Origin of the sequence: Pseudomonas sp. NPDC090208 (genome assembly GCF_044746785.1) — a bacterium.
In the GTDB taxonomy this organism is placed as follows: domain Bacteria; phylum Pseudomonadota; class Gammaproteobacteria; order Pseudomonadales; family Pseudomonadaceae; genus Aquipseudomonas.
Genome location: NZ_JBIVCU010000033.1, coordinates 1 through 24,412 on the forward strand (window position 1 = coordinate 1; position 24,412 = coordinate 24,412).

The following is a 24,412-nucleotide window of genomic DNA, read 5'->3' on the forward strand; positions in this document are numbered from 1 at the left end:
GCTGGCGCAGGTTGCATTTTCGCTGATGCGCAATCAGAGCGAATACGTTCCTGGGAGATGTTTGGGGAGTACAACCCAAACATAGAATCTCCTACTGTTGCCTGCGTAACTCGCCGTCAGGCGAAAACCGGCTACGTCAGCCGCCAATGCAATTCATCAGACCACCCGCCGACTGACGAGCGCGGTCTCCCGCGACAACGGCTGCGAAACCGGCAAATGGCACGACTCCCCGCGTCCCATCGGAAAGTAACTGAAACCCCGTTTGGCCATACGCTCGACGTCGTACATATTGCGGCCGTCAAAGATCACCGGCGCCTTCAGACGCTGCTGGATCAGATCGAAATCAGGCGCCTTGAACGCCTGCCACTCCGTGCAGACAATCAACGCATCGCTACCCTGCAGCACCGACTCGGCAGTGCCCATCAACATCAGCCGCGACTGGTCTGCATACAACCGCTGCGTCTGCTGCATTGCCTGCGGGTCATAAGCGCGCACGTTGGCGCCAGCGGCCCACAAGGCTTCCATAAGATCGCGGCTGGGCGCGTCACGCATGTCGTCGGTGTTAGGCTTGAACGCCAGCCCCCATAGCGCAAAGGTCTTGCCGCGCAACTCCCCCTTGTAGAACGCATTGATGCGCTCGAACAGCTTGTTTTTCTGCCGCTGGTTGATGTCTTCCACCACGCTCAGCAGATCGCTGGCGCAGTTCGCCTCCCGGGCGCTGTGGATCAGTGCGCGCATGTCCTTGCCGAAACACGAGCCGCCATAGCCGCAGCCGGGGTAGATGAAGTCATAACCGATGCGCGAATCGGCACCGATGCCCAGGCGCACGGACTCGACGTCGGCGCCCAGATGCTCGGCCAGTTCGGCGATCTGGTTGATGAAGCTGATCTTGGTCGCCAGCATCGCGTTGGCCGCGTATTTGGTCAGTTCGGCGCTGCGCAGGTCCATGAACATCACGCGTTCGTGGTTGCGGTTGAAGGGCGCATACAGCTCGCGCATCACCGGAAACACGTCCGGGTTGCTGCAACCGATGACGATGCGGTCCGGGCGCCGGCAATCCTTGACCGCCGAGCCTTCCTTGAGAAACTCCGGGTTGGAGACGATATCGAACTTGAGCAGCCGTGCCGACTGGCGCAACGCTTGTTCGATATGGCTGCGCAGGGCATCGCCGCTGCCCACCGGCACCGTCGATTTTTCGACCACGATCACCGGTTCTTCGCGGTGCCGGGCGATGGCGTCGCCGACGGAAAAAAAGGCGTCGAGGTCCGCCGAGCCATCGGCCCGGGAAGGCGTGCCGACGGCAATGAACAGCACTTCGCCGTGGCGTACCGCGAGTTGTTCGTCGCAGGTGAACTGCAGGCGTCCGGCGTCGAGGTTTTCTCGCACCAGGCTTTCCAGGCCCGGTTCGTGGAGGGTCACATGGCCCTGGCTCAATTGCTCGACCCGCAGCGGGTCGATGTCCATGCACACCACGTCATGACCGACCTCTGCCAGAACCGTGGCCTGCACCAACCCCACATACCCGCTACCGAACACGCTGATCTTCATCACCCACTCCTTTAATTCACCACCCAGACGGGGTCAGGCTCAGGATGGGCGGGCAATACTTCAACGGCGTGACAGACCGATGACGGTCCTGTGTTACCGATGCGTTCGCTATACCCCGGTATGAGAGGGCTACACCAATGCGCTAGCCCGCTGGACCCGGGCATGAACGACAGTCGCCGGGCAGCGCCTTAGAGTATTCACATGCCGCAGCAACGGGCTCCGCAGAGCCGACCGGTCATGTTCAGGCGGCCATCCATCTCAGCAAAGGGCCTTGATGCCCAAGAGGTTGCCATGTTGACCCGTAACGATCTGCGCCGCATGGACATGAGTCTGTTGGTGGTATTCGAAGCCATGATGCACGAGCGCAATGTCAGTCGCGTTGGCGAAAAGCTGTTTCTCGGCCAGCCTGCGGTGAGCAATGCGCTGTCGCGGTTGCGCACTCTGTTCGGCGATCCGCTGTTCATCCGCAATGGCCGCTCGATGGAGCCCACCGCCCGTGCCGAAGACCTGTTCCAGATCCTCGCGCCGCTGCTCGATACCATCGCCATCACCTTGAGCCAGACCTCCGATTTCGATCCGGCCAACAGCCAGAAGGTGTTCGATATCGGGCTGTCCGACGATGTCGAATACTCGCTGTTGCCGCCGTTGTTGCGACGCTTGCGTCGAGAGGCGCCGGGCATCCGCCTGGTCATTCACCACACCGATTGCCAGCGCATTTCGAACCTGCTGGGCAACGGCGAGATCTCCGTCGGCATCAGCTATACCGACGAACTGCCCGCCACCGCCAAGCGCAAGTTCCTGCGCACGATCAGACCCATGGTGCTGCGCGCCGACGGGGCGAGGGCGGGGCTGAGTCTGGACGAGTTCTGCCGTCGGCCCCATGCCACGGTGTCGTCGATGGGTGATCTGGTCAGCGACACCGAACGCGGCCTCAAGCGCCTGTCGCGCAGCCGTCAGGTGGTGCTGGCGGTGCCGCGCTTCAGTGCTCTGCCTGTGTTACTGCAGGACAGCGACCTGCTGGCGGTGGTGCCGGACTACGTCGCTCGGGCCATGACCGTGGGCGGCGCCCTGCGTGCCGACCCGATGCCGCTGGAACTGGGGGAATACGAGTTGTCGATGGTCTGGCGCGGCGTCGCCAACAACGACCCGGCCGAACGCTGGTTGCGCTCGCGCTTCAGTGAGCTGCTGAGCGATCACAGCCGCCGACCGCTGTCGATTGCGGCGGCGTGAGTGGCGGGCGGTTCATTCCCGCAACAGGATTTTGCGGGAGGGACAAGCGCACTCCGCAGTCAGGTGCCCCGGGTTGTTTTTGTGCCCAGGTTGCTTTTGTGAGAGGGAGGCCCTGCTCGCGATAGCGTCAGGTCAGCCAGTAAATCAGTGACAGGTAGGACGCTTTCGCGAGCAAGCTCACTCCTACAGTTTTGTGGTGTCCGCAGGGTTTTGATCAGACATACGCCCTGAGTTGCTTTTGTGGGAGGGAGCTCTGCTCGCGATAGCGTCAGTCCGGTCACCCTTGTATTGACTGAAATGGCGCTATCGCGAGCAGAGCTCCCTCCCACAGGCATGAGTGGGCTCACCTATTTTTCGGCCAGAACCTTTTCCGACTTGGCATAAAACCCGGGGTTTATGTCATATCGTCATGCCGCCGGCGATTCTAATATCGGGCACGGTGTCGTCCGTTTTATTCACTTCATCACGCGATGGCCTTTCGGCTTGTTTGCGGTCTTCAACGTTTCTTTCTTTCAGCGCTTTTATTCTGGCAGCAGACCATGAGTATTCTTCAGACAAAAAACACAATGGCCCATGAACATGCCTGCGTCTATATCGTCGATGACGATCAACTCTTGCGAGAGTCCCTGAGCAGCTTATTGCGCTCGATCGGCTTGCGCGTCGAACTGTTTGCCTCGGTTGCCGAATTCCTCGAATTCAAGCGACCGGACGTGACCAGTTGCCTGGTGCTGGATGTGCGCCTGCAAGGCATCAGCGGTCTGGATTTCCAGAATGAAATGGTCCGTGCCGAAGAGACCCTGCCCATCGTGTTCATGACCGGCCATGGCGACATCGCCATGACCGTCAAGGCCATGAAAGCCGGCGCGGTGGACTTTCTCGCCAAGCCGTTCCGCGATCAGGACCTGCTGGATGCCGTGGCCCTGGCGCTGAGCAAGGACGCCGAACAGCGCGAGGCGAACAAGGGCATGGCGGAGCTGCGCAAGCGCTTCCAGACCCTGAGCCCCCGCGAGCAGGGGATCATGCGGCTGGCGGCATCGGGCCTGATGAACAAGCAGATCGCCGGAGAAGTGTGCCTTTCCGAAATAACCGTGAAGATACATCGGGCCAATGTCATGCGAAAAATGAGTGCCAGAACTTTCGCGGAACTGGTGCGCATGGCCGAAGTGTTGAATTTGAGCCGGCACAAATAACTCATATATATACACAGGTATGATTATGGAAGACCGGGCAGGGCGTATCGTGTTGACAGGGACAGTCAGCGGACTCGACCCAGTCAATGGAAGGTGTATAAATTGGTCACCCGCCCGGTTATTGCAATTATCGATGATGACGAGAACGTCCGGATATCGTTGAGCAGCCTGTTGCGTTCATACGGTTATATGGCGCGTCTGTATGACAGTGCCGAGGACTTTCTCGCCGCCGACAATATTGCCGGTCTGCATTGCCTGGTCTCCGATATTCAAATGCCCGGCAAGAGCGGCCTGCAGATGTATCAGCAGTTGCTCGCCCAAGGCATCCGGTTACCGGTGATTTTCATCACCGCGTCGTCCGATCAGGCGCCTCGGTTGTTGGCCGAACAACTCGGTGCAAAGTGTTATTTGCCCAAACCGTTTGACGGTGAGGACCTGATCGGTTGTTTGCGGGTGGCCTTGAAAGAACACGGTTGAATCGTGTTGCCGCGCAAGCATACCAAGGTATGGATATTCAAGACTTCGGGGTTAAACAGGCCAACTCAGGCAGCAATGACGCTGGCCGGGACGCTGATTAGAGTAGCGCCATATATCACGACAAACCCCGCCCCTGAATAGACAACCCTGGAATACAACATGAAACGACATATCCTGGTAATTGGTGCTGGATTCGCTGGTGTCTGGAGTGCATTGAGTGCGGCTCGCCTGCTCGATCTGCATGGCAACGGCGATGTACGGATCACCGTATTGGCGCCGCAGGCGGAACTGCGTATTCGCCCGCGTTTCTACGAAGCCAACGTTCATGAAATGAAGGCGTCGCTGGGTGAACTGTTCGACGCCACCGGCATCAAGTTCGTCGAAGGCGCGGCGATTGCCATCGACAGCGCAGGCAAGCGTGTCGAATACGTGGCGGCGCGCGGTGTTCATTCCTGGCTGAGCTACGACAAGCTGGTGCTGGCCACCGGCAGCGAGCTGATTCGCCCGGCGCTGGCCGGTATCGAGCATGCCTTTGACGTCGATGAAATCGAAAGCGCGAGCCGTCTGGAACAACACCTCAAGTCGTTGAACCAACTGCCGGACTGCGGCGCACGCAACACCGTGGTGGTCTGTGGTGGTGGCTTCACCGGCATCGAAACCGCCACCGAGATGCCGGCGCGTCTGCGTGCCGTGCTGGGCGCTGATGCCAAGGTCAATGTCATTGTCGTCGACCGGGGTGCGCAGATCGGCGCCGCATTGGGCGCAGGCATCGCGCCGTCGATTGTCGAGGCGTCCAGCGAACTGGGCATCGAGTGGTGTCTGGGCGTGTCGGTGGCCTCGGTGGACGCCGACGGCGTGACCCTGTCCGACGGCCGTCGCATCGAATCGAAAACCGTGATCTGGACCGTGGGTTTCCGTGCCAGCCCGCTGACGGCGCAGGTGCCTGCCGAGCGCGATGCTCAAGGGCGCCTGCATGTCGACGGCCATCTGCAGGTGCAGGGCCAGGCGGACATCTATGCGGCTGGCGACGTGGCCTGTGCGCTGACCGACGATGCCGGGCATTACGCGGCCATGTCGTGCCAGCACGCCATTCCTCTGGGGCGCTACGCCGGCAACAATGCCGCCGCTGCGCTGCTGGGCGTGCCGGCCAGCACGTATCGCCAGCCGAAATACGTGACCTGCCTGGACCTGGGCGAGTGGGGCGCAGTGTTTACTGAAGGCTGGGATCGTCAGGTGCGGCTGGTCAAGGATGAGGCGAAGAAGCTCAAGCACGACATCAATTCGATCTGGATTTACCCGCCGGTGGCCGAACGCGCCGCAGCGCTGGCTGCCGCCGATCCGTCCATCCCGGTCGCCTGATTCAGGTCATTCCCCGGAGACTGTGCTCGTTTGACCTTTTCCTGGCCTCGATAAGTTTGGAGGCCAGGTTTTTTTTGTTTGTTTTAGGGCTGAGCCGTTGTTGTTAATACCAACGTGTTAATAACTCATGCCAATACGTTATTCCACCTTCCATAGTTGAGTTTGAGTGCCTGCTGCCACAGCTCGATACTGTTGCTTGTACACACTTACAACTTCCGCAGAATCAATACTTGAAGGAACGTGAATATGAAACTTTTACCGTTATTGTTTTCCATGGCTGTTTCCGTCGTGGGCGGCACTTTCGCGATGACCAGTTGGGCGGTCGAAGGGACGGCGCAACCTGGCACTGCCAGCGTCCAGCGTTCTCAGCGTGAAGTGGCCTCCGACGGTGCCGATCGGGTAGGGGGCAATCGTGTTGCGTCTGACGGTGCGGATCGCGTCGGTGCTAACCGTGTTGCGTCTGACGGTGCTGATCGCGTTGGTGCCAACCGTGTTGCGTCTGACGGCGCGGATCGTGTGGGTGCCAATCGCGTGGCCTCCGACGGTGCGGATCGTGTGGGTGCCAACCGTGTTGCGTCTGACGGCGCGGATCGTGTGGGTGCCAATCGCGTGGCCTCCGACGGTGCGGATCGTGTGGGTGTCAATCGCGTGGCCTCGGACGGTGCGGATCGCGTCGGTGCAAATCGCGTTGCTTCCGACGGTGCGGATCATGTCGGTGCCAATCGCGTCGCCGCCGATGGTGCCGACCACGTGGGCAACAGCCGCGTGGCCGACATCGGCTACCGCAGCCGTCCGGAGCGACGCATCGCCGACATCGACTACTCCGGGATAAACCAGCCGGAGACCCTGTATTTCTGCGGCCCGTGCCGCTGATTCGCCTGACGCCCTGGCCAGCCCGGCTCACTGTCGGGCTGTCTGGCCTGAAAACAGGGGTATATGGCGCATGGGCGCGCGCGTTTGCTCTTAGACTCATGCGCAGTACAACGTGACCCTCAGCAACGGGATGACGCAGCCCCCATGAGCATGTACGAAACCTCTGGCAAGACCAGGCGCGACCGATTCAACCTCGCTTCTTTGTTCGCAGCGCTCAGATCTCCGGCGACTTCCGCTCGCCGGCCCTTGTTGAGCATCGGCCGCAAGCGCTACGAAACCCTGCTGGTGTGGGGCATCGGTCTGGTGGTCGCGGCAGGGATCGTGGTGATCAGCACCGCTGCCCATCACCGCGACATCGCGGCCACGGTGATCTACCTGACCTTGCTGCTGATGGCAGCCAACATCGTCTCGCTGCGGGTGGTCATCGGGGTGTCGCTGTTCTGCATGGCGACCATCGTGGTGATGTTCTTTGTCGACAGGGGGTATCAGGACTGGGATTCGCTGACCAGTTTCGTGCGTTGCCTGACGGCGCTGTCGGCCATCGGCTTTCTCGCCGCCCGGGCCAAGCAGGCCAGCGATGCGCTGCGCCAGAACGACATTTACATGACCGGCGCCCAGCGTCTGAGCCTGACCGGCAGCGTCTGTTTCAGCGGTCAGAACGACGAAATGGCATGGTCGGAGGAAAGCGCGCGGATCTTCGAGTACCCGCCGGACATGCCCCTGTCCAGAGCGATGATTCTGGCGCGCACGCCGTACGAGGACCACGGCCTCATCGACGAGATGTTTGCCCGGGCCGCTCGGCGCGAACCGCAGATCGAAGTGGCCCATCGTCTGTTGATGGCCGACGGCCGGATCAAGCACATCCACATGATCGCCATCCCGCTGCACGACCAGACCGACCGTTTCGAATACCTCGGCGCGGTGATGGACATCACCGAGCACAAGCAGGCGCAGGAAACCCTGTACCGCACCCAGGCGCAACTGACCCACATCTGCCGCGTCACTACTTTGGGTGAGCTGACGGCGTCCATCGCCCATGAGGTCAACCAGCCGCTGACCGTGATCAACAGCAGTGCCGATGCCTGTCGGCGCTGGCTCGATCGCTCCGCGCCGGACATGCACGAGGCGCTGGGGGCGCTGCAGCGGATCAACGAAAGCGCGCGCCGCGCCAGTGACGTGATCGACCGGGTGCGCGCGTTGTCGCGCAAGAGCGATCCGGTGCGTCGCGCCGAACCGCTCAACGGCATCGTCAAGGACACCTTGCACGTGGTCCAGCACGAGATGAGCCATCACGGCATTCAGGCGCGTCTGGCGCTGAGCCCGCACGATCCATGGGTCTCGGCCGACCGGGTGCAGCTGCAGCAGGTGCTGATCAATCTGATGATCAATGCCTGTCAGGCGATGGCCGCGGTCGACAAGGGCCGACGCATTTTGCATGTCAGCAGCCATGTGCAGGACGACGAGGTGATCCTCGAAGTCGCCGACGGCGGTCCGGGCATCGACCCGGAGGTGTTGCCGGCGCTGTTCAATCCGTTTTTCACCACGCGAGCGAGCGGGTTGGGCATGGGCCTGTCGATCTGTCGGTCGATCATCGATTTCCATGAGGGCAGGATCTGGGCGGTCAACACTGAACGCGGCGCGTCGTTTCTGTTCGCTTTGCCCTTGTTGGCCCGTGGCGCCTGACGGCTCCGTCTTTTCGCTTTCTTCGAGAACTCCGGATGACACGACGTACCACCTTGCTTGTGACTTACACCCGCCAGAGCCGGGTCGGCGCGCTGTCGACGCGACTGGATGCCTTCGCCGATGACGTGCGCCAGTCGCCGGGATGTCTGGCCTGCGACAAGTCCCGTCGGCCTGACGGTGCCTGGCAGGTGCGGTGTGAATGGCGAGTCGAGGCGGTGCAAAGCGCGGCAAGCTGGGAGCGCTGGGTGATGAAGTTGCACCGGGCGCTGAGTCTGCCGGGGTGAGGTGGGTTTGCGGCGACAGTGTGTGCGCCGCAACCCTGTAGGCGCGTGGCTTGCCGACATTAGCGATCTTGAGGGCACCTCCGCCGGCAAGCCGGACTGCTACGGATCGATGTATGCCATCTGCTTTTGCTTCTGGCCGCAGGCCGTGGGAGGGATCCGAGTTTGCGAGGGTCGCGAAGGCGGTGTGTCAGACAAATCGCTTTCGCGACCCTCGTAACCTCGGATCCCTCCCACAGGTTTCTTGTGTTGGCCTGACAGATTGTGAAGACGTATGGAGATCTGCCAGGCAACGGCATCTGTGGGAGGGAGCTCTGCTCGCGATGCGTCCATTCAGACAATGTCGTGCCGACGGGCACACCGCTTTCGCGAGCACAGCTCCCTCCCACGGCCTTCGGGCAGAAGAAAAAGAGCAGCGTCAGGAATGCTCGTTGTGCATGTTTTAATGATTGACAATGCTCGTTTAAACTATAGAGTGAGCATAAACGAGCATTCAGTGTGACGAGGTAAGCGCATGTCGATCGAACTGCAACGGGCCGCCTATTCAGTGTTGCTGCCGGCCTTTTCCGGCTTGCGCCTGGACGATGCCGTGCGCCGCTATCTGCATCGCGGCGGCGTCTCCATCCTGCTTGGGGAAACCCGCGATGAATACCTGGCGCGGCACATGAGCTTTCAACGCCGTCGCTCGGAAACCCAGGCGCAGTTCATGGCCATCGCCGAGGAAGCCGCCACCTGTGCCGGCTTACCGGTGCTGGTGGCGGTGGATCAGGAGCTGGGCGGCATCCAGCGTCTGCATCGGCTGGTGCCGGGCATGCCTTCGGCCGACGCGCTCAAGGAACTGAGCAGCGACGAGATCGAGGCCCGCAGTTATGAGATGGCCAGCTCGGCACGGCTCATGGGCGTCAATCTGTTCCTGGCGCCCATCGTCGACGTGGTCACCGGCATCAACCCCTGGCTGTATCAGCGCAATCTCGGGAGCGACCCGCTGGAGGTGGCGCTGATTGCCTGTGCGTTCATTCGCGGCGTGCAGCGCGCCGGCGTGATCGCTACGGCCAAGCATTTCCCCGGCCACTATCAAACCGAGCATGATCCAGCAGTGGCGCGCGCTGTCGTGCCCGATTGTGCGGCGTCGCTGGCCGATGGTCTGGACGTGTTTCGCCAGGTCATCGCTTCTGGCGTGCAGGCAGTGATGCCGGGGCCTGCGGTGTTTCCGGCGCTGGACCCGATCCACTCGGCGAGCACCTCGGAAAAGGTCATCGGCCTGCTGCGCGACGAGCTGCAATTCGACGGGCTGATCATCTCCGATGACCTCGACGCGGTGTCGATCCTGCGCGACAACAGCCTCGCCGATACGGCGGTTGCAGCCTTGCGTGCAGGCGCGCATTTGTTGCTGGTGTCCAGTGAAGCCGGGCTGGATGAACTGGCCGGGGCGATTGTCGGGGCGGTGGCGAGCGGCAGACTGGATCAGCAGGTGCTGCTGAGCGCGGCCGACAAGGTTCGCGGCGCGGCACAGGCGTCACGGGACCAGGTAGAGTCGGGGCTGTATGTGTCCTATCCGATTCCGGGCGGACATTTGACCCGCCGCGTTCCGCTTTAAAGGGCTGACGTAGCGGCGGCACTGCACAATAATGGCCGTCTGCCTGCCAAGAGACTGCCGCTCATGTTCACGCCGCTGCCATTCGCCGATTTGCTGCGCTTCGCCCAACGCTCCAGTGCCGTCACCCAACCGTGCACCTGCATGCCGAAACCCTATGTCGGCTGGGAAGGCATGCCGGTGTCGATCAAGGACGGCCAGTTGCGGGAAATCGGCTCGCTGGTGACCGCCGAGGAAGAAGACCTGACCCTCGACGAGTACCACCCGGACGGCACCTATTACTGGTCGCTCAACGCGCCCATCGCTCCGCAATTCTTCCCCTACAACCGCTGCAGCCTCTGGGAATGCGTACTGTGCAGCCGCTGCTTCCTGCGCTACGCCGAAGCCGGTGCGTACCACATCGAACAACGTATTCGCAGTCTCGACCCGACGCTGATCGTCGACGCACCGTTTACCGGCGTGGGGCGTAGCTGAGGGCAATCCTTCGGGCTAAAACGGCTCCGTAGCAGTCCGGCTTGCCGGCGTCAGCGGTTGTGAGGACGCCGACGCTGGCAAGCCAGGCTGCTACGGACTGGTCGCGTTGTGTCAGTGGATAGAGCGTCGCCTGGTCTGACGCCATCGCGAGCAGAGCTCCCTCCCACAGAATTCGCGTCGGTCGCGGACCTGTAGGAGCCGGCTTGCTGGCGAATCGGGCGGTCTGCCAGCGCGATGTCACTGACCCGACGCCTTCGCCAGCAAGCCGGCTCCTACAGGTGCGTGACATCAGTGTGGCTAGCGCAAACCCCGTAGCAGTCCGGCTTGCCGGCGTCAGCGGTTGTGAGGACGCCGACGCTGGCAAGCCAGGCTGCTACGGGGGCGTCAGAAGTAGTAGCCGACGTTCACGTACACCTGGTTTTCCCACTGGTTGCTGCCGCCGGCGCCGAGGCTCTGGGCGTAGTCGCTGCCGCCGATGTATGGGTCGTTCTTGCCGAACAGCCATTCGGTCGCTACCCACAGTTTGCTCACCGAGAACGAGCTGCCGAGGATCACCCGCTGGGAGTCTTCGAAGCCGCTGGCGGATTTCTGGAAGGCACTGTAGTTGGCGTACAGCTTGACCCCGCTGATCTGGTTGAACAGGTATTTGCCGCTGACGTCGTAACTGAGGTCGGCGACGTACAGGTTGGCGCGGCTGGCGACGTTGTAGGTGCCGTCGTAGCCACCGAAGGTCACCACTTCACTGGTGCCCGGATTGCGCGGCGACATCTGCTGCCGCGCCGCCTGCAACTGCACGCCCCACGGGCCGTTCTTGCCGATGTAATGCACGCCGACCACGTTGCGCCGGCCATCGTTGTCGGTGTCGTTGTTCTTCAGGATGGAGGTCAGTCCGGAGATACCCACTTCCGAGACCCACGGCCCGACATCCAGCGCGCGGGCGACGCGCAGGGCGACGGTGTTGCGTTCCTGGTTGTCGCTGCCATCGGCCACATAGCTGTCGGCCTGGGAGACCACGCTGGAATAGGTGCGGCCCTCGCTGGTGCCTTTGCCTTGCCAGGCCGGGCGCAGGTAGTAGCCGGCCTGGATGTTCCAGGCGCCGCTCTGCTGGATGTATTTGGCGCCGACTTCTTCCACGTCTTCCAGGCCGACCACGTTGCCCAGGGTTTCAAAGAAAGTGCTGCCGAAATACGGTTGCAGGCCGAACGGCACCTGGTTCAGACCGACCTGGATCTGCTGGTCCGGGTTGAACTTGTAGCCGACCCAGGCGTATTCCGGGAACGACACGTCGCCCACGTGCTTGGTGTATTTGTACGGGTACGAGTGCCCGTAGAAACGGTACTTGGCCGCACCGATCCAGCTGTCGGAGGTGTATTTGGCGGTGAGGAACACGGTGTCGAAGTTGAACTTCTGGATATCGCGATCCGGGTCGTAATCCCAGCGTGCGCGGATGGCGCCGCCGAGGTCGAGATTGTCGGTGACCTGAACGGCCATGGCCGGAGCGGAACAGAGGCACAGCAGGGTGAAGCAGGAGGCGGGCAGACGCACGCGCAAGGACGCACAGTAAGACATGGAGGGCGCTCGATTGTTGTTTTTAGTAGGGGCGGCAGTCTTGTGATCCGCGCAACAATCGGCAAACGATTAAATGTCCGGCACAACATTCGTCAAATGCATGTTACCGGGCGGAATCTGCATCGAGATGCTGGCTGATCTGTGTGTCGGCATGGGATATTGGCGGCCTTTCACCGCCGTCGAGAGCTGTACATGAAACGCAAGATGCCCGGCCTCAATGCCCTCAAGGCTTTTGAAGTGGCCGGCAGCACCGGCAGTTTTACCCGCGCCGCCGAGTTGCTGAACGTCACCCAGAGCGCGGTCAGCCGCCAGGTGCGCCAGCTGGAGGAGCAACTGGGCGAAACCCTGCTCGAACGCCGCCATCATCATCTGGACCTGACCAGTGCCGGTCGCGTGCTGCTGCGGGCGCTGCACCAGTCGTTCGACAAGATCGAGATGACCGTGCGCAGCATCCAGCAGAAATCCCACTCCAACCGCTTGCGCATCAACGCGCCGCCGACCTTCACCCGACGCTGGCTGATGCCGCGTCTGGGGCGCCTGCGCGAGCAGTACCCGGAGCTGGAACTGAGCATCAGCACGCGCTTGCAGGACAGCCTGGCGGAAACCAGCACCCTGGATTGCGCCATTCGTTTCGGCAATGGCGAGTGGGACGGTCTGGACAGTTCGCTGCTGTTCCAGGAGCGGCATATCGCCGTGTGTTCGCCGTCGCTGTACGCCCGCGAATCCGGCGAGCAGGGCATCGACCTCAATCGTTTTACCCTGCTGCATGTGCTGGCCAGCGAAGACCAGCGCTACCTGACCTGGAAACACTGGCTGGACGCGGCGCGGATCCATGGCGTCGATACCCAGGGCGGCTATGAATTCGACCTGCTGGACCTGGCGATCCGTGCGGCCACCGACGGCCTGGGCATCACCATCGCCGACTGGCACATGGTCGCGGCGGAGCTTGGCAGCGGGCAGTTGACCCAGGTGCTCAACACCCACGTCGAAGGCCATCAGTCTTACTGGCTGGTGACCCGTCCGGAGCAGGATCTGCCGTCATTGCAGGCGTTCAGCCAGTGGTTGCAGGAAGAAATCTGGCTGGCCCAGCGACAGCTCGAACCGTCTACGGCGGCACTTACAGCGATTCCGTGAGGTGCCGGGCAGGGCGCTTGAATGTAACGTGCGTTTTTTGAATGTTTCACTGCGTAATAAATCGTTTGTCGCCACCGTTGCCGATGACAAGACTGATCGTCATTCGGATAAAAACAACGGTGGACGTCCCACATGCGACTCGAACGAAATTTTCTCAACGGCCAGTTTGTCGAGCCTGCCGACGCCGCGCTGATCGCCGTGTACAACCCGGCCAGCGAAGCGCTGGTCGGCCACGTTGCCGCAGCCACCCCCGGTGAAGCGCTGGCGGCGGTCGACGCTGCGGCCATCGCCCAGAAAAGCTGGGGCGGGCTGACCAGCATCGAGCGTGGCGAGCACCTGCGTGCGCTGGCCGATGCCCTGGAAGCCCGTGCCGAAGACATCGGCCAGGCGCTGGCCGCCGAATCCGGCAAAAGCGTCGCCGATGCCAGCAACGAAGCGCGTTATGCCGCGCAGATCACCCGTTACCACGCCGAGTGGGCGCGCCGTATCGAAGGCGAGATCATCCCCAGCGACACCCCAGGCGAAAACCTGTTGCTGCAGCGCCAGCCCATCGGTGTGGTGGCGGCACTGATCCCGTTCAACTACCCGGTCTATACCCTGCTGCGCAAGATCGCCCCGGCGCTGATCGCCGGCAACACCGTGGTGGTGCGGCCGAGCAACAACACGCCGATCTCCGCGTTTGAAATCGCCAGAGCAGTCGAGCAATCGGGCATTCCGGCCGGTGTGATCAACATCCTGACCATGGACCACGCCACCGCCGCCAGCCTGTGCACGCACAAGGCCGTAGGCATGATCACCCTGACCGGCAGCGTCAAGGCCGGGCGCATCGTGCTCGACTACTGCAAGGAAAACATCGCCAAGCCGTCGCTGGAACTGGGCGGCAAGACCCCGGCGATCATCGAGCCGGATGCCGACCTGGAAAAGGCCGCCAGCGATATCGTCGCCTCCAAGACCACCCATTGCGGCCAGCTGTGTACGGCAGTGGAGCGTGTCTATGTGCACGAAAGCATCCATGACCGTTTCCTCGCGCTGCTGAAAAGCAAGATCAGCGCCGTGGCCTTTGGCGACCGTGCCGATGACCCGTCGCGCATGGGCCCGTTGGTCAGCGCCAGTGCGCAGGAAAACATCCATGCCATGGTCGAGCGCGCGCTGGGTGAAGGCGCCGTGCTGGAAACCGGCGGCGTGCTGCCGGCAGGCAAGGGCCATTTCTATCCGCCGACCCTGCTGAGCCATTGCCGTCAGGACATGGAAATCGTCCAGGAAGAAATCTTCGGCCCGGTGCTGCCGGTCCTGAAGTACCGCGACATCGACGAAGCGCTGGCTCTGGCCAACGATCACCAGTTCGGCCTGTCCTCGGTGCTCTATACCGAGAATTACCGGACCACGATGAAAGTCGCCAATGCCATCGAGGCGGGTGAGCTGTACGTCAACCGAACCCCGGCGGACCCGTATCAGGGCTTCCACGCCGGTTGGAAACGCTCGGGCCTGGGCGGCGATGACGGCAAGCACGGCATGCTCGAATTCACCCAGACCCGACTCGTCGTTCTCAAGTATTGAGCAGCGGCAAGTAGCAAGCAGTTAGCTGCAAGCTGTAAGTGACAAGCTGCAAGAGAAAAGCCGACCGCGTACTGCTTTGACTTGTAGCTTGCCGCTTGAAGCTTGCCTCTGCGCCCATAACAACAACTATCAAGGTCCCCCGAAAGTCGGGGGCGCCTGAGGCCTTTAAAATGTCCAAGCCTGCCAATGTTGCGGCCGCTGTTCAGAGCCCCATCACCGCCGAGGTCGCCAAGAGCGACAAGGCCAGCCGCTATATCCAGTTGATGCTGCTGGTACTCGCCGCCGGTGCGATTTACCCGATTCTCTATCTGCGCCAGGTCTACCAGACCACCATGCTCGAAGTGTTCCAGATCAACCACAGCGAACTGGGTTATCTGTACTCGATGCTGGGCACCATTTTCCTGCTCAGCTACCTGCCCAGCGGTTGGCTGGCTGACCGCATCGCGCCACGCTTCCTGATTTTCTTCTCGCTGGTCGCCACCGGCGCACTGGGCCTGTGGTACTCGACCGTGCCGTCGATGACCGGGCTGATGATCATCTTCGGTTGCTGGGGCCTGACCACCGGCCTGACCTTCTGGGCCTCGGTGTTGAAGCGGGTCAAGATGATCGCCCACCACACCGAGCAGGGCCGTTTCTTCGGCATCCTCGACGGCGGTCGCGGCCTCGTTGAAGCCTTGCTGGCGACCATCGCTTTGGGCCTGTTCGCCTACGCCATCGGCACCGGCGGGCAGACCGCCGCCGACGGTTTCCGTCATGTGGTCTACCTGTACTCGTTCATCTGTATCGGCCTGGGTTGCCTGCTGGTGCTGGTCAAGGACCCGAAATCGGTGGCGGCGGAAAGCGCGGCCGGCGATGAAAAGCACAACCTGTTCAGCGACCTCGCCACGCTGATGAAGATCCCTGAACTGTGGCTGTGCACCGCCATCGTGTTCTGCGGCTACCACATCTTCTGGGCCACCTACAGCTTCTCCGATTACCTGCAGGGCAGCGGCATGACCGCAGTCATGGCCGGCACCATCACCACCATCAAATTGTGGATGCGTCCGGTGGGCGGCATCGGCGGCGGCTGGCTGGGTGACAAGTATTCGAACATTTCGGTGCTGATCGTCGCGCTCGCGCTGGCAACCCTGGCGATGGCCGGTCTGGTGGTGTTCCCGGCGTTCAACAACCTCGGCCTGCTGGTGGTGACGGTGATTTTCATTGGCCTGATGACCTACGCCATTCGCGGTCTGTACTGGGCGATCCTCGACACCTGCAACATTCCGCTGCGCATCACGGGCCTGGCCATCGGCATCGTCTCGGTGGTCGGTTACCTGCCCGACACCTTCATTCCGCTGATCAACGGCTACCTCACCGAGCAGTACCCGGGCGCCGCCGGTTACAAGCTGTATTTCAGCTACATCGCTTTCGTCGGCCTGATCGGCACCCTGGCAGCGCTGACGCTGCGGGCGCGGATTCGCCGCAGCTCTCCAATATCCAAGCCTTCCAACGTAAAAGGTGCCTGAGATGAAAGTCATCGCCCTGGAAACCCATATCGTCGCTGTTCCGCCACCGCACATCGGCGGCATGTACTGGCTGTTCGTCAAGCTCAAGACCGATTGCGGCATCGAAGGCGTCGGCGAAATCTACGCCGCGACCTTCGGCCCGAAAGCCATGCTGCCGATCATCGAGGACGTGTTCGAGCGCTATTTGCTCAATCAGGATCCGCACCACATCGAACGCTTCTTCCGGCAGGCGTATTCCAGCGGTTTTACCCAGCGTCCCGATCTGACCATGATGGGTGTGGTCAGCGGCCTGGAAATGGCCTGCTGGGACATCATCGGCAAGGCGGCGAACAAGCCGGTCTACGAACTGCTGGGCGGCAAGGTCAACGAGCGCCTGCGTTCCTACACCTACCTGTACCCGGTCAACAGCAAGGGCGAGTACGACTACGACGACCCGGACCTGGCGGCCGAGTGCGCCGTGGAGAACATGAACAAGGGCTTCACCGCCGTGAAGTTCGACCCGGCCGGTCCGTACACCGCGTACTCCGGGCACCAGATTTCCCTGGAAGTGCTGGAGCGCTGCGAAACCTTCTGCCGCAAGATCCGCGAAGCGGTGGGCAACAAGTGCGACCTGCTGTTCGGCACCCACGGGCAGATGGTGCCGTCGTCGGCGATCCGTCTGGCTCAGCGCCTGGAGAAATACGACCCGCTGTGGTTTGAAGAGCCGGTGCCGCCAGGCCAGGAAGAAGCCATGGCCCAGGTGGCGGCCAAGACCAGCATCCCGATTGCCACGGGTGAGCGTCTGACCACCAAGTACGAGTTCCACAAGCTGTTGCAGGCCGGCGGTGCGTCGATCCTGCAAATGAACGTGGGGCGCTGCGGCGGTCTGCTGGAAGCCAAGAAGATCGCCAGCATGGCCGAGGCCTACTACGCGCAGATCGCGCCGCACCTGTACAACGGCCCGATTGGCGCCGCTGCCAGTTTCCAGCTGGCCGCCTGCACGCCGAACTTCCTGATTCAGGAAAGCATCGAGACCTGGGGCGGCTTCCACGCCGAGGTGTTGAAGAAGCCGCTGCAGTGGGAAGACGGCTACATCATCCCGTCGAGCGAACCGGGCCTGGGCGTGGAGCTGGACATGGACGTGGTCCGTCGCCACACGCCGTACACCGGCGAACGCCTGCACCTGCAGATGGCGCCGACGCCAGCGGACGTGAAAGACACGTCGCCGGCCAAGGGCTGATTGAAACGGCGGGGTTGGCGCTGAACTGATGGGGATGCACTCAACCTGTAGGAGCCGGCTTGCTGGCGAACAGCGTCCTGTCAGGCGCCATCGTTGTCGCTGATCCGACGCAGTTCGCCAGCAAGCCGGCTCCCACAGGGAGAGGCCTCATTGCAGTTTGGTGTCCACATCAGGCAAACGCTTCTTTTGTATAACGACTTACGCGGTAACCGTGCATGACTTACGACTACATCATCGCTGGCGCTGGCGCCGCAGGCTGCGTGCTGGCCAACAGACTGTCCGCCTCCGGGCAGTATTCGGTATTGCTGCTGGAAGCCGGCGGCAAGGACAGCTCGCTCTGGTTCAAGATCCCGGTCGGCTTTGCCAAGATGTACTACAACCCGACCTTCAACTGGATGTACTACAGCCAGCCGCAGAAACAACTCGGCAACCGCGCCATCTATGCCCCGCGCGGCAAGGTGCAGGGCGGTTCCGGCTCGATCAACGCGATGATCTACGTGCGCGGTCAGGCCCACGATTTCGATGACTGGGCGGCCAACGGCAACGACGGCTGGGGCTTCAAGGACGTGCTGCCGTACTTCCGCAAGCTGGAAAACCACCCGCTGGGCGACACCGAATACCACGGCGGCAGCGGGCCGATCAGCATCACTCCGATGAAGGGTCAGACCCACCCGATCTGCGACGTGTTCCTCGAAGGCTGCGAGCAGCTGGGTTACCCGCTGAGCGACGATTTCAACGGGCCGAAATTCGAAGGCGCCGGGCTTTACGACGTCAACACCCGCAACGGCGAGCGCTGCTCCAGCAGCTTCGCTCACCTGCATCCGGCACTGGGCCGCAGCAACCTGCACGTGGAGCATTACGCGCTGGTCGACAAGGTGCTGTTCGACGAGACGGGCAGCCGCGCCGTGGGCGTCGAGGTCAGCCAGAACGGTGTGAAAGGCACGTTCATGGCGCGCAAGGAAGTGATCCTGTGCGCCGGTGCGGTGGACACGCCGAAGATCCTGCAATTGTCCGGCGTCGCCGACAAGGCGCTGCTGGCGAAACACGGCATCAAGCCGGTCAAACACCTGCCGGCGGTGGGGCAGAACCTGCAGGACCACCTGTGCGTCAGCTACTACTACAAGGCCAACATTCCGACCCTGAACGACCAGCTCAGCTCGTTGTTCGGCCAGGCCATGCTCGGCCTCAAATACCTGTTCACCCGCAAGGGCGCGCTGGCGATGAGCGTCAACCAGGCCGGCGGTTTCTTCCGTGGCAACGACGAGCAGAGCCATCCGAACCTGCAGCTGTATTTCAACCCGCTGTCGTACCAGATTCCGAAAAACAACAAGGCCAGCCTCAAACCCGAGCCGTATTCCGGCTTCCTGTTGTGCTTCAACCCGTGCCGACCAACCAGCCGTGGTCATGTCGAGATTGCCTCGAACAATCCTCGCGATGCCGCGCTGATCGACCCGAACTACCTGAGCACGCAGAAGGACATCGACGAGGTGATCCAGGGCAGTCGCCTGATGCGCAAGATCATGGCGGCACCGGCGCTCAAGGGCATCACTGTCGATGAAGTTTTGCCAGGCCCAGTGGTGGAGAGCGACGAGCAGATGCTGCAGTACTTCCGCGACAACAGCGGCTCGATCTATCACCTGTGCGGTTCCTGCGCCATGGGCGCCGACCCGCAGACCTCGGTGGTCGACAAGCGCCTGAAGGTGCATGGCCTGGCCGGCCTGCGCATCGTCGATGCCTCGATCTTCCCCAACGTGACCTCGGGTAATACCCACGCGGCGGTGCTGATGGTGGCAGAGAAGGGCGCCGACCTGATTCTGCAGGATGCCGAGTCGATGGCGTCGGTGATGGAACAGCCGGTCAACAGCGCCGCGTAAATCCCCTGTAGGAGCCGGCTTGCTGGCGAACCCGCCGGGTCAGTCGACACTTTTGTTGCTGACCCTGCGCATTCGCCAGCAAGCCGGCTCCCACAATGGGCATCTGCGTACGCCGGATGTGACCCACCTTCATTTGTACTCCCGTCCGGCACGCTTTACCCTCATCGGCATTCCGCACTGAACAACAAGGAAATGCCGATGAGCTGGTCTGCCAAGCAATATTCGATGTTCGAACAGCAGCGCACCCGTCCGGTCCGTGATCTGGTGGCTGCGATTCCTGTGCCGGTGGTGAAAACCGCCATCGACCTGGGTTGCGGTCCCGGCAACTCCACCGAAGTGCTGGCCGAAGCCTTTCCCGAGGCCCATGTCACCGGGCTGGACAGCTCCGAAGACATGCTCGCCGACGCCCGTCAGCGGCTGCCCAATCTGCATTTCGATCTGGCCGACATCGGCACCTGGAACCCTGAACAGACGTTCGACGTGATCCTCGCCAATGCGTCGTTGCAGTGGGTGCCCGATCACGCCGAGCTGTACCCGCGTCTGGTCAGCCGTCTGAACGCGGGCGGCTGTCTGGCGGTGCAGACCCCGGACAATCTGGAAGAACCGGCCCACCGTCTGGCCCGTGAAGTGGCGGCCAACGGTCCGTGGTCGGGCAAGATCGGTTCGGTCAAACACCCGGATCGGCATCCGGCGGCGTACTACTTCCAGTTGCTGCAACCGCACTGCGCCGAAGTGGATGTATGGCGCACCACCTATCATCATCCTTTGGCCGGCGGGCATCAGGCGGTCGTCGAGTGGTTCAAGGGTTCGGCGCTGCGGCCGTACCTGCAAAAGCTCGATGACGGCGAACAGAAGGCCTTCCTCGATGCCTACCTGAAAGCGATCAGCGAGGCCTACCCGGCGTTGGCAGACGGCACGGTGCTGCTGCCGTTTCCGCGGTTGTTTGTGGTGGCCACACGCTGAAGCTGTTGCGCGGCCTATCCCGCTTCTGGCCGAAGGCTGTGGGAGGGAGCCCTGCTCGCGAAAGCGTCAGATCAGGCACCACGGCATCGACTGACATGACGCATCATCTGTAGGAGCTGGCTTGTCCTGCGACCGGCTGCGAAGCAGTCGTAAAACCTGCGTACGCGGTATGTCTGACACTGCCAGTGCGTATGGATCTACGACTGCTTCGCAGCCGGTCGCAGGACAAGCCAGCTCCTACAGTGTCCGCGGAGGACTATATGAGCCACTGTAAAGATGATCTCGCCACACGCCTGATCCGCAATTTCAACGAGGTGCCGCTGGAGCACGAGCGCCGCGATCCGCTGTACGAAAGCCAGGCCGCGCGGCTGGGCACCGGCACGGCGGCGCAGAAGCTGGGGGCTTCGGTGGATATCGTCGCGCCGGGCAAACGCTCGTGCCCGTATCACTTCCATCACGCCCAGGAAGAGATGTTCGTCGTTATCGAAGGGCAGGGCACCTTGCGCGTGGCCGGGGAAATGCTGCCGATCAAGACCGGCGACGTGATCTTCATTCCGCCGGGGCCGGGGTACCCGCATCAGTTGATCAACACCTCCGACGCGCCGCTCAAATACCTGTCGATCAGCACTCGCGAAACCCCTGAGGTGTGCGAATACCCGGACTCGGGCAAATACCTGGCGATGGTCACCGTCAACGGCGAGCGCGTGTTCAGAGCGATCCAGCGCCCGGACAGCACGCTGGACTACTGGGACGGCGAGCCTTGATCGCGAATTCGGTTATAACGATAGATCGTTTAGATCTACGTTGTTTATAAGAAAACTGGCTATCCTGCGCGCCAGTTTTTTCCGCGTTTGCGCATCGGTCAGGCAGAACAATGGATTTTGGCAATATAGGTTTCGTCGTTGCAGGTTTGGTGGTCGGGTTCATCGTCGGCATGACCGGGGTCGGTGGTGGTTCGTTGATGACCCCGATCCTGCTGTGGTTCGGCATCAACCCGGCCACCGCCGTGGGCACCGATCTGTTGTACGCCGCCATCACCAAGAGCGGTGGTGTGCTGGTGCACAAGAAAAACGACAACATCGACTGGGGCATCACCGGCTGGCTGACCCTGGGCAGCGTACCGGCGGCGGGCCTGACCCTGTGGTTCCTCAGCACTCTGCACACCGCGCCCGAGGCGATGAACCTGGTGATCAAACAGGCGCTGGGCTTCGTGCTGTTGCTGACGGCGCTGGCGATTTTCTTCAAGAAACGCCTGCTGGCCTTCGCCCATCGGCACGCTGGCGATCACTATCGCCTCAGCGACAAGAGTCTCAACGCACTGACCGTGGTGACCGGCGTCATCCTCGGCGTGATGGTTGCACTGACGTCCATTGGCGCCGGCGCGCTGGGCACCGTGGCGCTGTTCATCCTCTATCCGTTCCTCGACACCCGCCGACTGGTGGGCACCGAGATCGCCCACGCCGTGCCGCTGACCCTGATCGCCGGTCTCGGTCACGCCAGCATGGGCAACATGAACTGGTCGATGCTGGGCTTTCTGCTGATGGGCTCGTTGCCGGGCATCTACATGGGCAGCCACCTCACCGGGCGCATCCCCGACGCCGTGCTGCGGCCATGCCTGGCGATCATGTTGATCGCCATCGGCTACAAGCTGGCGTTCTGATGCATGCGGCTCGTCAAACCGGCGAGCCGCTCTTACACTGGCGTCCTCGCCTGACCTGACTGAGGACTTGCCATGCTCGCGCTTTCCACTCTCGCTCTGTTTTCCGGCGCCTGCCTGGCACTGGCGGTGACGCCCGGTCCGGACATGTTGCTGATCGCCTCGCGCAGTGCCAGTCAGGGCAAGGCGGCGGGTTTCGCTTCGCTGGCCGGCATTCAACTGGGCACCTACTGTCATGCGCTGGCCGCCGCGCTCGGCCTGTCGCAACTGTTCGTCACGGTGCCGGTGGCTTACGACGTGGTGCGCTTCATCGGCGCGGCCTACCTGCTGTATCTGGCGTTCAAGACCTTCCGCTCCACCGGCACGGCGCTGTCGGCCAGCGTGTCGATGCCGCGCTATTCGCGCATGCAGATTTTCCGTCAGGGCCTGCTGACCAATGTGCTCAACCCGAAAATGGCGCTGTTCGTGCTGGCGCTGTTTCCGCAATTCATCGACCCGAAAGCCGGCTCCATCGTCGTGCAGATGCTGTTGCTGGCGACCGTGCTCAACGTGGTCGGCGTGATTGCCAATGGTGCGGTGATCGTCATGGCCAGCCGTCTCGGTCAGAAGGTCGGCGGCAGCGAGCGGGCGGCGCGCTGGATGCAGAAGATCCTCGGCACGGTGTTCCTCGGCCTGGCCTGCCGCCTGGCGCTGGTCGGGCGTGACTGATGGACATCGTTGCCGAGCCGCAACTGATCCGGCTGCTCAGTGAGCGGCTGATCCTGCGCCCGGCGCTGGCGGTCGATGCGGCGCAGATCCGTGCCTACAACCTGGGCAATCGTGAGCACCTGCAACCCTGGCAACCGCTCAGGCCGGCCGGTTTTTTCGACATCGAAGCCATCGTCACGCGCATCGCCAGCGTCGAGCGCGACCGCTTGGCCGGGCGCTGCCTGCACCTGCTGATCCTTGAGCGCGACAGCGGTGAAATGATCGGCGAATGCAACTTCAGCAACGTCGTACTGGGCGCCTTTCAGGCCTGTCATCTGGGCTATTCCCTGGCCGAGCGTGCGCAGGGTAGAGGGTTGATGAGCGAAGCGCTGCGGGTCGCCATCGCTTATGTGTTCGAAGTGCTGCAGCTGCACCGGATCATGGCCAATTACATCCCCGACAACGACCGCAGCGCCCGCGTGCTGGAACGGCTGGGTTTCGAGCGCGAAGGGTTTGCCAGGGCCTACCTGAAGATCAACGGGCAGTGGAGGGACCATGTGCTGACGGCGCTGATCAATCCGGCGCAAGGCGAAAAGGATGTCCGCCCATGATGAACCTGATGCACTGGCGCCTGATGGTGGCGGTAGCCGATGCTCAAAGCGTGACCCGTGCCGCCGAGGGGTATGGCATCACTCAGTCGGGCGCCAGTCAGGCCATTTCGCAGATGGAAGATGCGCTGGGGGTGAAGCTGTTTGTCCGCGACCGACGTACCACGACGCTCACGGCGATCGGGCAACAGGTCGTCGCTCACGCCAGACGGATGCTTGACGAGCTGGACTGCATTCAACGCCTGACCCGCGACAGTCGCGATGTTCAGCGCGGCACGCTGCGTCTGGCCTGTTTCCCGTCAGTGTTTGCCGAACTGTTGCCAGCGCAGTTGAATGCCTTCGCGCGCTTGTATCCGGGTATCGAAGTGGTGGTCGTGCAGGGCACCGATGAAGAGGTCGAGCACTGGCTGGAGGTCGGCAGTGTCGATGTCGGCGTGGTGATGAATCCAGCAGCCGACCGTGACGTGGTGCCGCTCGGGCAGGATCGCTGGGTGGCGGTCGCGGGGCGACAGCAGCGGATCGCAGGCAGCGGCGATGGCGGGCAGATTGCTCTGGCGGAGATTGTCGATCAGCCCTTCATCGTCGCCACTGGCGGCTGCTATCTGCACGGTCAGACGCTGGTGCGTGATGCCGGCATGCGCTTGAGCGACGTGCGCATGACGGTCAGTGACTGGGCCAGCGCTTACCGTCTGATCGAGCAGGGGCAGGGCATGGCCATCGTGCCGGAGTCGACCCTGCCGGCTGACCGCAGCCGGTTGCAGGTGTTGATGCTGGCGCCGCCGGTTTATCGAACCTTTGCCCTGGCGCGGTCTAGGCAGGCGGAGTCGTCGCCAGCTGTGGACGCATTGCTGGAGGTGGTCAGGCAAAGTCTTGATCCGGGCGATGGAGCACCTGCGTTCGCTAGGGATGCCGCTCAACCTGCATAAGCCG

General features: G+C 62.1%; 22 protein-coding genes and 1 pseudogene. 21 read left to right on the top strand and 2 right to left on the bottom strand.

The window, feature by feature from the left end:
• Positions 1–156: 156 nt before the first annotated feature.
• Positions 157–1,548: a UDP-glucose dehydrogenase family protein gene (locus tag ACIPL0_RS30425; RefSeq protein ID WP_400602636.1), complete on the bottom strand. Its 1,392-nt coding sequence runs from the start codon at positions 1,546–1,548 to the stop codon at positions 157–159.
• A 294-nt stretch (positions 1,549–1,842) separates the two neighbouring features.
• Between ACIPL0_RS30425 and ACIPL0_RS30430 the strand changes: the two genes are divergently transcribed.
• The 10 genes and pseudogenes from ACIPL0_RS30430 (at position 1,843) to ACIPL0_RS30475 (ending at position 10,709) form a co-directional block, all read left to right on the top strand.
• Positions 1,843–2,778, top strand: a complete 936-nt coding sequence (locus tag ACIPL0_RS30430; RefSeq protein ID WP_400602640.1) for a LysR family transcriptional regulator — start codon at positions 1,843–1,845, stop codon at positions 2,776–2,778.
• Between the two features lie 566 nt (positions 2,779–3,344).
• Positions 3,345–3,968: a response regulator transcription factor gene (locus ACIPL0_RS30435; protein WP_400602634.1), complete on the top strand. Its 624-nt coding sequence runs from the start codon at positions 3,345–3,347 to the stop codon at positions 3,966–3,968.
• A 102-nt stretch (positions 3,969–4,070) separates the two neighbouring features.
• Entirely contained in the window at positions 4,071–4,445 is a 375-nt protein-coding gene (locus ACIPL0_RS30440) for a response regulator transcription factor (RefSeq protein WP_400602632.1), read from the top strand.
• A 159-nt stretch (positions 4,446–4,604) separates the two neighbouring features.
• Positions 4,605–5,804: an NAD(P)/FAD-dependent oxidoreductase gene (locus tag ACIPL0_RS30445; RefSeq protein ID WP_400602630.1), complete on the top strand. Its 1,200-nt coding sequence runs from the start codon at positions 4,605–4,607 to the stop codon at positions 5,802–5,804.
• A 399-nt stretch (positions 5,805–6,203) separates the two neighbouring features.
• Positions 6,204–6,416 (top strand): annotated as a pseudogene (locus ACIPL0_RS30450) (hypothetical protein); the annotation flags it as partial.
• A 138-nt stretch (positions 6,417–6,554) separates the two neighbouring features.
• Positions 6,555–6,677, top strand: coding sequence for a hypothetical protein (locus tag ACIPL0_RS30455; RefSeq protein ID WP_400602642.1), 123 nt, complete (start codon positions 6,555–6,557; stop codon positions 6,675–6,677).
• 144 nt (positions 6,678–6,821) lie between these two features.
• The gene (locus tag ACIPL0_RS30460) at positions 6,822–8,360 is read left to right on the top strand and encodes a sensor histidine kinase (protein WP_400731756.1); all 1,539 of its coding nucleotides are present in this window, start codon (positions 6,822–6,824) and stop codon (positions 8,358–8,360) included.
• Positions 8,361–8,395: 35 nt separating this feature from the next.
• Positions 8,396–8,644 (top strand): hypothetical protein, encoded by a 249-nt coding sequence (locus tag ACIPL0_RS30465; RefSeq protein ID WP_400602626.1) that lies wholly within the window; start codon positions 8,396–8,398, stop codon positions 8,642–8,644.
• 511 nt (positions 8,645–9,155) lie between these two features.
• The gene (locus ACIPL0_RS30470; RefSeq protein ID WP_400602624.1) at positions 9,156–10,238 is read left to right on the top strand and encodes a glycoside hydrolase family 3 N-terminal domain-containing protein; all 1,083 of its coding nucleotides are present in this window, start codon (positions 9,156–9,158) and stop codon (positions 10,236–10,238) included.
• Positions 10,239–10,301: 63 nt separating this feature from the next.
• The gene (locus ACIPL0_RS30475; protein WP_400602623.1) at positions 10,302–10,709 is read left to right on the top strand and encodes a hypothetical protein; all 408 of its coding nucleotides are present in this window, start codon (positions 10,302–10,304) and stop codon (positions 10,707–10,709) included.
• Positions 10,710–11,093: 384 nt separating this feature from the next.
• Here the strand turns inward: ACIPL0_RS30475 and ACIPL0_RS30480 are convergent, their stop codons facing one another.
• Positions 11,094–12,200: a hypothetical protein gene (locus tag ACIPL0_RS30480; protein WP_400602638.1), complete on the bottom strand. Its 1,107-nt coding sequence runs from the start codon at positions 12,198–12,200 to the stop codon at positions 11,094–11,096.
• Positions 12,201–12,470: 270 nt separating this feature from the next.
• Here ACIPL0_RS30480 and ACIPL0_RS30485 point away from each other — a divergent pair, with 270 nt between their 5' ends.
• From ACIPL0_RS30485 to ACIPL0_RS30535, 11 genes are all read left to right on the top strand, one after another.
• Positions 12,471–13,412, top strand: coding sequence for a LysR substrate-binding domain-containing protein (locus ACIPL0_RS30485; protein WP_400602621.1), 942 nt, complete (start codon positions 12,471–12,473; stop codon positions 13,410–13,412).
• Positions 13,413–13,544: 132 nt separating this feature from the next.
• Positions 13,545–14,969: an aldehyde dehydrogenase gene (aldA, locus tag ACIPL0_RS30490; protein WP_400602619.1), complete on the top strand. Its 1,425-nt coding sequence runs from the start codon at positions 13,545–13,547 to the stop codon at positions 14,967–14,969.
• A gap of 170 nt (positions 14,970–15,139) precedes the next feature.
• Positions 15,140–16,474 (top strand): nitrate/nitrite transporter, encoded by a 1,335-nt coding sequence (locus tag ACIPL0_RS30495; protein ID WP_400602617.1) that lies wholly within the window; start codon positions 15,140–15,142, stop codon positions 16,472–16,474.
• 1 nt (position 16,475) lies between these two features.
• Complete coding sequence (locus tag ACIPL0_RS30500) at positions 16,476–17,693, top strand: mandelate racemase/muconate lactonizing enzyme family protein (protein ID WP_400602615.1); 1,218 nt, start codon at positions 16,476–16,478, stop codon at positions 17,691–17,693.
• Between the two features lie 215 nt (positions 17,694–17,908).
• Positions 17,909–19,567, top strand: coding sequence for a GMC family oxidoreductase (locus tag ACIPL0_RS30505; protein ID WP_400602613.1), 1,659 nt, complete (start codon positions 17,909–17,911; stop codon positions 19,565–19,567).
• A gap of 198 nt (positions 19,568–19,765) precedes the next feature.
• Positions 19,766–20,530, top strand: coding sequence for a trans-aconitate 2-methyltransferase (tam, locus tag ACIPL0_RS30510; protein WP_400602611.1), 765 nt, complete (start codon positions 19,766–19,768; stop codon positions 20,528–20,530).
• Positions 20,531–20,790: 260 nt separating this feature from the next.
• On the top strand, positions 20,791–21,294 hold the full coding sequence (locus ACIPL0_RS30515; protein ID WP_400602609.1) for a cupin domain-containing protein: 504 nt from the start codon (positions 20,791–20,793) through the stop codon (positions 21,292–21,294).
• 110 nt (positions 21,295–21,404) lie between these two features.
• A complete protein-coding gene (locus tag ACIPL0_RS30520; protein ID WP_400602608.1) occupies positions 21,405–22,190 on the top strand; it encodes a sulfite exporter TauE/SafE family protein in 786 nt (261 codons plus the stop codon).
• A gap of 72 nt (positions 22,191–22,262) precedes the next feature.
• The gene (locus tag ACIPL0_RS30525; protein WP_400602606.1) at positions 22,263–22,895 is read left to right on the top strand and encodes a LysE family translocator; all 633 of its coding nucleotides are present in this window, start codon (positions 22,263–22,265) and stop codon (positions 22,893–22,895) included.
• Positions 22,895–23,485 (top strand): ribosomal protein S5-alanine N-acetyltransferase, encoded by a 591-nt coding sequence (rimJ, locus tag ACIPL0_RS30530; RefSeq protein WP_400602604.1) that lies wholly within the window; start codon positions 22,895–22,897, stop codon positions 23,483–23,485. Before ACIPL0_RS30525 ends, rimJ begins: the two co-directional genes overlap by 1 nt.
• Positions 23,482–24,408, top strand: coding sequence for a LysR family transcriptional regulator (locus ACIPL0_RS30535; protein ID WP_400602602.1), 927 nt, complete (start codon positions 23,482–23,484; stop codon positions 24,406–24,408). Before rimJ ends, ACIPL0_RS30535 begins: the two co-directional genes overlap by 4 nt.
• Positions 24,409–24,412: the final 4 nt, after the last annotated feature.